Below are 7,043 nucleotides of genomic sequence, written 5' to 3' on the forward strand. Positions count from 1 at the left end.
TGCCGCAGCCTGCACAATCCTGGCATGCGCGCACTTCTTCGCACCTTCTCCTGGCAGGAGCTTCGCCACCATCCCTGGCGCAATGCCGCCGCCGTGGCGGCGGTGATGCTGGGCGTGGCCTTGGCGTTTTCGGTGCAGCTGATCAATGCCTCGGCGCTTAGCGAATTTTCTCAGGCGGTGCGCGCAGTCAACGGCCAGCCCGACCTGGAGCTGCGGGCGGTGCAAGGCAGTTTTGACGAAGCCGTCTACCAGCGCGTGGCCAATCACCCGCAAGTCGCCATGGCCAGCCCGGTACTGGAAATCACCACCTATGCGCTGGCCGGGACAAACGGCAAGACCGAACGCCAGCCCCTGCGCGTCATGGGCGTGGACGCGCTGGCGCTGGCGCAAATCGCGCCGGCCCTGATGCCGGTGCCGGCCAAGGGCGCAGACCGACTGGCCTTGTTTGCGCCCGATGCGGTGTTTCTGAACCCGGCCGCACGCCAGGCTTTCGGCAGCCCGCAGTTGCAGCTGCAAAGCGGCCTGCAGCTGCGCAGCGTCAGGGTGGCGGGCAGTGTCAGTGCGGGCGGCGGGCCGCTGGCCGTGATGGACCTGGGCGCGGCGCAAGACTTGTTTGACAAGGGCGGCCAGCTCTCGCGCATAGACCTGCGGCTCAAGCCCGGCAGCGATGCCCGCGGCCTGCTGGCAGCGCTGCAACTGCCAGCCGGCATCAGCGCCAGCGCACCTGGGGACGACGCCGAGCGCGTCAGCAAGCTGTCGCGCGCCTACCGCGTCAACCTCACGGTGCTGGCGCTGGTGGCGCTGTTTACCGGGGCCTTTCTGGTGTTCTCGGTGCTCTCGCTGAGCGTGGCCAAGCGGGCGCAGCAGTTTGCACTGCTAGGGGTGCTGGGCCTCACGGGCCGGGAGAGGCTGCAACTGGTGCTGGCCGAATCACTGCTGCTGGGCCTGCTCGGCAGCGCGCTGGGCATTGCCCTGGGCACGGCGCTGGCGGCGCTGGCGCTGCGCCTGCTGGGTGGCGATCTGGGCGGCGGCTACTTTGCCGGCGTGGCGCCCAGCTTGCAGTGGAATGGCGAAGCCGCGTTGGTCTATGGCGCACTCGGCGTACTGGCTGCAGGCGTAGGCGGCTGGTGGCCGGCGCGTGCCGCGCAAAAACTGCCGCCGGCGCAAACCCTGAAAGGCCTCGGCCTGGCCACGGGCGCCGGCACACCACGCTGGTTAAGTATTATTTTGATAGCTGGTGGCGCTTTACTGGCGCTGCTTCCACCCGTATTTGGCATTCCACTGGCGGCTTATCTGTCGGTCGGACTGCTGCTGGTGGGCGGCATTACCGCCCTGCCCTGGCTGATCACGCTGCTCTACGACAGGCTCAGCCCCTGGGTCGCGCACAGCCTCTTGCCACTGCTGGCGGTGGAGCGCGCGCGCCGGGTACGCGAAAGCGCAGCCGTGGCCGTCAGCGGCGTGGTGGCATCGCTAAGCCTGGCCGTGGCGCTGACGGTCATGGTCGCGAGTTTTCGCGACTCGGTCACGCACTGGCTGGACGTGCTGCTGCCGGCCGATCTCTATGTGCGCAGCACGCTGAGCGCCACGGCCAGCGATGCGGCCTATTTCTCACCGCTCTTTGTGCAAGCGGCGACGCGCCTGCCCGGCGTGGCCAGGCTAACCACCCTGCGCAGCACGCCCATGCTGCTGGACCCGGACAAGCCCGCCGTCACGCTGATAGCCCGCGCCATCGACGACCCGGCCAGCGCGCTGCCGCTGGTCGGTCAGGCGCTGACGGTGCCGTCTGGGCTGGTCGGCATTTATGTCAGCGAAGCGATGGTGGCGCTGTATGGCGCCAGGCCGGGCCGCGTTTTTGCCCCTCTTTCACAGGCTTTTAGTGCTGCAGGGCAGTATGGACATGCGGTGACAGCTCCTGATTCGATAGCAAACTCGCCGCCTGTGCAGTTTTACGTGGCCGGCGTGTGGCGCGACTATGCCCGGCAGTTTGGCGCCATCGTTGTGGCGCAGCGCGATTTCGAGCGCCTGAGCGGCGACCGGCGCGTCAATGAGCTGGCGCTGTGGCTGAACGGCCAGGCCAGCGAGGCCGAGGTACAGCAGGCGATACGCCGACTGGCCGAGCAGCAGTCGGGCGCTGGCGCGCTGCTGGAGATGGCCTCGGTCAGCCAGCTGCGCGCCACCTCGCTGCGAATTTTTGACCGCAGCTTTGCCGTGACCTACTGGCTGCAGGGCGTGGCGATTGCGATTGGCCTTTTTGGCGTGGCCGCCAGCTTCAGTGCCCAGGTGCTGTCGCGGCGCAAGGAGTTTGGCCTTCTGGCCCACTTGGGCTTGAGCCGGCGGCAAATCCTGACGGTGGTGGCGGGCGAAGGCGCGGCCTGGACGGTGATAGGCGCGGTGGCCGGTCTGGCGCTCGGCTTGGCCGTATCAGCGGTGCTGGTGTTTGTGGTGAACCCGCAGAGTTTTCACTGGAGCATGGATCTGATGCTGCCCTGGCCACGCTTGCTGGCGCTGTGCGCCGCCGTCGTGGTGGCCGGCACGCTGACGGCCTGGCTGGCCGGGCGCGCGGCGGCTGGCCAGGAGGCGGTGTTGGCCGTCAAGGAAGACTGGTAAAGACTGGTAGACCAGGCCATTTGCGTTTGCTTACGTCCCTCACGCTTTTGATGCAAGCTTGTCACCTGAGCGAAGCAATCGACTTCTACGATCAGTGAATTATTCTTTTTATAAGGTCTTCACCATGGCATCTGAGAACGCTCCGCCACACGACTACCGAATTGAAAGCCGGGACCCGGTCAGCGGCAGCTTGCTGCCCTCGCCCAATGTCAAGCATCTCTACGCCGACTACTCCTTGGCGGTGGCCGTCGCGGTCAAGAGCGTGGCCGACCCGACACGCCAGGAAATACGGGTGGTGCATGTTCCCAGTGGAGAAGTGGTGTTCCGGAGCACGGACCCCAGCCAGAACTTGTGAAGCCGGCGCAGCACTGCCGGCGCGGGTTGAAGCCCCATATTCAGCCCCCCGATCTTGCTGCGAGAATCAGGCGCATGACCTCTACGCACACTTCCTCCACTTTCAGCGACTCCTGGCTCAGCGCCGCCATCGCCCGCATCGAGGCCGATTTTCAGCGCAGCGCCGACACCCACCTGATCGCCCTGCCGCTGCCGGCATTTGCCGCGCGCGGCATTGACCTCTACCTCAAGGACGAGTCCACCCACCCCACCGGCAGCCTGAAGCACCGGCTGGCGCGCTCGCTGTTCCTGTACGCGCTGTGCAACGGGCTGATTCATGAGACCTCGACCATCGTCGAAGCCTCCAGCGGCTCCACCGCCGTCAGCGAAGCCTATTTCGCCCGCTTGCTGGGTCTGCCCTTCATCGCCGTGATGCCGCGCAGCACTTCGCCCGAAAAAATCGCGCAAATCGAGTTTTACGGCGGCCGCTGCCACTGGGTGGACAGCGCCGCCGAGGTCTACGACGAAGCCCGCAAACTGGCCCAGGAAACCGACGGGCATTACATGGACCAGTTCACCTATGCCGAGCGCGCCACCGACTGGCGCGGCAACAACAACATCGCCGAAAGCATGTTCAATCAGATGGCGATGGAGCGGCATCCGGTGCCGCGCTGGGTGGTGGTGGGCGCAGGCACAGGCGGCACCAGCGCCACCATAGGGCGCTATATGCGCTACCAGCGCCACCACAGCCAGCTCTGCGTGGCCGACCCGGTCGGCTCGGTGTTTGGCGAATACCACCGCACCGGCGATGCCAGCCTGACCGGCGTCGGTTCACGCATAGAGGGTATTGGCCGGCCGCGCGTGGAAGCCAGTTTTATCCGCACCGTGATAGACCGCATGATTGAAGTGGCCGATGTCGATTCGCTGGCCGCCATGCAGGCGCTATCGCAACTGCTGGGCCGCAAGGTGGGCCCCTCGACCGGCACCAATTTTGTCGGCTGCCTGCAGCTGGCGCATGAAATGCTGGCGCGCGGCGAGCAGGGTTCCATTTTGTCGCTGCTGTGCGACTCGGGCGAGCGCTACCTGCCCACTTACCACGACTCTGATTGGGTGCAAGACAAGATGGGAGATTGCATGCAAGCGCGGCAACACATCGAACAACTGATGCAGCCCGCGCTGGCGAGTTGACATGCATGGCTTGCCTGCCAATGTCCGGCGCCGCCCTGTGGTGCTGGCCGGCTTGGCAGGCCTTGCCGGCTGGACAAGCCCGGCGCTTGCCCTGCCCGCCAGGGCGCTGACCTTTCCGCGCGACCGTGGCGCGCATCCGGACTTTCGCACCGAGTGGTGGTACATCACCGGCCGGGCCACCTCGGGTGCGCGCCAGTTCGGTTTCCAGCTGACATTTTTTCGCTCGCGTGGCGATGGCACGCAAGGCATGGCCTCTAAATTCGCGGCCAAGCAACTGCTGTTTGCCCATGCCGCCATCACCGACGTGCAGGGCCAAAAACTCTGGCACGACCAGCGCATCGCGCGCGATGGCTTTGGCGTGGCCTTTGCGAGCCAGGACGACATGCAGATCAAGCTGCGCGACTGGTCGCTAAAAAGCCAGGGTGGGCAATACACCGCCGAGCTGCCCGCCGCCGACTTCGGCCTCAAGCTGCAATTCAACGAAACCCAGCCCGTGCTGCTGCAGGGCCAGCAAGGCCTGTCGCGCAAAGGCCCGCAAGAAAAACAAGCCAGCTACTACTACAGCCAGCCGCAACTGGCCGCCACAGGCAGCCTGCAACTCAAGGGGCAAAGCTTTGCCGTCAGCGGCAAGGCCTGGCTGGACCATGAATGGAGCGAAGAGCTGCTGCATCCCGATGCCGTGGGCTGGGACTGGATTGGCATGAACCTGCTGGACGGCAGCGCCCTCACCGCCTTTCGGCTGCGCGACAAAAACGGCAACGCCCTGTGGGGCGGCGGCTCCTTTCGCTCACCCCAGGGCGAGCTGCGCATCTTCGGCCACGCGGAAGTCGTGTTCAAACCCTTGCGACGCTGGACCAGCGCCCTCACACAAACGGCTTACCCGGTGGAATGGGCGCTGCAAACACCCACGGGCGCCTACACCGTCAAGGCGGTGATCGACAACCAGGAACTGGACAGCCGCAGCTCCACCGGTGCGATTTACTGGGAAGGCCTGAGCGAGCTGAGGGACAGCCAGGGCCAGCCTACAGGCAGCGGCTATCTGGAGATGACTGGATATGCGCAGGCGCTGCGGCTGTGAGCAGGAATGACGACCATCTGCGACGGACATTGAACATGAATCCTTGGGTTGTTTACTGTGATGGCAGCGCCGTTCCCAACCCAGGTCGCATGGGCCTTGGAGCGGTGTTTACCGAGCCTGATGGCACGCGCCACACTTTTTCGCAAGCGGCGCATCGGGTCGGCTGCAACAATGAAGCGGAGCTAAGAGCGTTGCTGGCGACACTTCAGGAATTGAAGTCACGTGGTGCGAATACGCTTCTCATACATTGCGACAACAGTGTCGTTGTAGAACAGGTCGGCAGCAGCACAGCAAAGCCGATTACCCGACTGGCTTCCTTGTTTGATGAAACGCGAGCATTGCTCAATTCGTTCGACCAAGCAGATCTGGTGTGGATACCGAGCCATCGCAACAGTGAAGCTGATGCACTTGCTCGTGCCTCACTAGGGATAACTGAAAAGCGCGTTGTCAAAACCTCCAAGAAGCGACGTTAGTTTCAGACGAGCTGAGGCTACCGCCGGCCAATCAATCCTCACGTTGCGTTTTTCGACCAAGGCAGCATGCGGCCAATGCCGGCCAATCGGGCGAACACTCAACTCAAGGGGTATGCAGCGCAGTCCCCGGCGGCCCCCTTGCTTCCTGGCGGTGACATGGCGAGACCGGTCACTCTGGGATAGAGTGGGCAAGCAGACTGGTAGCCCAACCCAGTAGCATTGAGCTTTAACTAAGGAGTCACCATGGGAAGAGTTATGACCATCCTTGCCATCCTTGGCGTCCTGGCCGCGCTGTTCTTTACATACAGGTACGGAGGGTTTTAAGGCACGCCTCAAACCCAATATTCAATGGCCGTGCGGCCTTCCTGGGCCCCTGCCCGAATTCGGCCCGAATCAGACACTCAACCATCTTCCCATGCATATCCGCCGTCTCACATCTCTTGATGCCTCAGCCTTCCAAGCATTGCGTCTCTCCGCGTTACGCGACAGTCCCTCGGCATTCGGTTCAAGCTACGATGAAGAGAAGGATATTCCGGTCACCACAGTTGAGGCACGGCTGGTCATGAAGCCCGACCGAGGCATCTTCGGTGCGTTCGAGGATGACACACTTGTTGGCATGATCGGTCTTGGCCGAGAGAGCATGAAAAAGCTCGTCCACAAGGCGTTCGTTTGGGGCATGTACGTAGGGCCCGAGGTAAGGGGCAAGGGTATAGCCCGTGCGCTGTTGCAAGAGGCTATATCCGTAGCCGGGTCAGTACCTTCGGTTCAGCAAATTAATCTCAGCGTCAATGCCAGCAATGCGGCGGCTATTCGTCTGTACCAGTCAGCCGGCTTCACGGTATTCGGTTGTGAGCCAGGTGCCCTGCTTATCGATGGCGAACTACATGACGAAACACATATGTACCTTCGCCTAAAAGCTAGTACTCCGCTTCGATAAGTGGGGACGATGCGGCACCTAGCGTCTGATTTTTAGGAGTGTCCAGAGCAGCTTTGAGCCCAAGGACTAAACCGCTCGCGCGGTAGTCCGCCGCAAAGGCCCTGACGCGGGGTAAACATCGCGTCCCTGTCTATGTTGGCGAGTGAGGCAATCGGCCTCGTTCTTCGACAGGAGCACGATCATGATCCCTTTGACCCAAGCCATCTCGCCGCTGCGCCAACGCATGCTCGACGACATGCGCATGCGCAAACTCGAACCCAAGACCCAGGCCGCCTATGTTCGCGCGGTGCGATACCTCGCCGGCTTTCTGAGACGCTCGCCCGACACAGCCACTGCGGAGGATTTGCGACGGTTCCAGTTGCACATGATCGATCGGGGCGTCTCGCCGATCACGCTGAACGCCACCATCACCGGGTTGAAGTTCTTC

General features: G+C 63.3%; 7 protein-coding genes. All 7 read left to right on the forward strand.

Annotated features, from left to right (window positions below):
- The first annotated feature begins 24 nt into the window (after positions 1–24).
- Positions 25–2,607, forward strand: coding sequence for an FtsX-like permease family protein (locus tag BM160_RS20055; protein ID WP_092007934.1), 2,583 nt, complete (start codon positions 25–27; stop codon positions 2,605–2,607).
- A gap of 124 nt (positions 2,608–2,731) precedes the next feature.
- Positions 2,732–2,962, forward strand: a complete 231-nt coding sequence (locus BM160_RS20060; RefSeq protein WP_143093301.1) for a hypothetical protein — start codon at positions 2,732–2,734, stop codon at positions 2,960–2,962.
- A gap of 74 nt (positions 2,963–3,036) precedes the next feature.
- Complete coding sequence (locus tag BM160_RS20065; protein ID WP_092007936.1) at positions 3,037–4,128, forward strand: PLP-dependent cysteine synthase family protein; 1,092 nt, start codon at positions 3,037–3,039, stop codon at positions 4,126–4,128.
- A gap of 1 nt (position 4,129) precedes the next feature.
- Complete coding sequence (locus tag BM160_RS20070) at positions 4,130–5,206, forward strand: lipocalin-like domain-containing protein (protein WP_092007937.1); 1,077 nt, start codon at positions 4,130–4,132, stop codon at positions 5,204–5,206.
- 35 nt (positions 5,207–5,241) lie between these two features.
- Positions 5,242–5,679, forward strand: coding sequence for a ribonuclease HI family protein (locus BM160_RS20075; protein WP_177219089.1), 438 nt, complete (start codon positions 5,242–5,244; stop codon positions 5,677–5,679).
- 415 nt (positions 5,680–6,094) lie between these two features.
- Positions 6,095–6,616, forward strand: a complete 522-nt coding sequence (locus tag BM160_RS20080; protein ID WP_092007938.1) for a GNAT family N-acetyltransferase — start codon at positions 6,095–6,097, stop codon at positions 6,614–6,616.
- Between the two features lie 181 nt (positions 6,617–6,797).
- A partial coding sequence (locus tag BM160_RS20085; RefSeq protein ID WP_177219090.1) for a phage integrase N-terminal SAM-like domain-containing protein occupies positions 6,798–7,043 on the forward strand: 246 nt, incomplete at its 3' end.

The organism is Polaromonas sp. OV174 (genome assembly GCF_900112285.1).
Taxonomy (GTDB): Bacteria; Pseudomonadota; Gammaproteobacteria; order Burkholderiales; family Burkholderiaceae_C; genus Polaromonas.